Annotated in this window: 1 rRNA gene; it reads right to left on the bottom strand. The window is 50.6% G+C overall.

Annotated elements, in window-relative coordinates:
- Positions 1–435, bottom strand: a 23S ribosomal RNA gene (locus HX773_RS25350); the annotation flags it as partial.

Below are 435 nucleotides of genomic sequence, written 5' to 3'. Positions count from 1 at the left end.
ATCAACCACTTCGCTAACTAAAAGTTAGCTCGTCATCAGCTCTCGGCCTTAGAACTCCCGGATTTACCTAAGAGTCCAGCCTACCACCTTAAACTTGGACAACCAACGCCAAGCTGGCCTAGCCTTCTCCGTCCCTCCATCGCAATAACCAGAAGTACAGGAATATTAACCTGTTTTCCATCGACTACGCTTTTCAGCCTCGCCTTAGGGACCGACTAACCCTGCGTCGATTAACGTTGCGCAGGAAACCTTGGTCTTTCGGCGTGGGTGTTTTTCACACCCATTGTCGTTACTCATGTCAGCATTCGCACTTCTGATACCTCCAGCAAGCTTCTCAACTCACCTTCACAGGCTTACAGAACGCTCCTCTACCGCATCACCTAAGTGATACCCGTAGCTTCGGTGCATGGTTTGAGCCCCGTTACATCTTCCGCG

The sequence above is a fragment of the Pantoea sp. B9002 genome (genome assembly GCF_013385945.1).
GTDB lineage: Bacteria > Pseudomonadota > Gammaproteobacteria > Enterobacterales > Enterobacteriaceae > Pantoea.
Note: the sequence above shows the minus strand (reverse complement) of the source record. Positions and strands in the feature narration are given on the sequence as shown.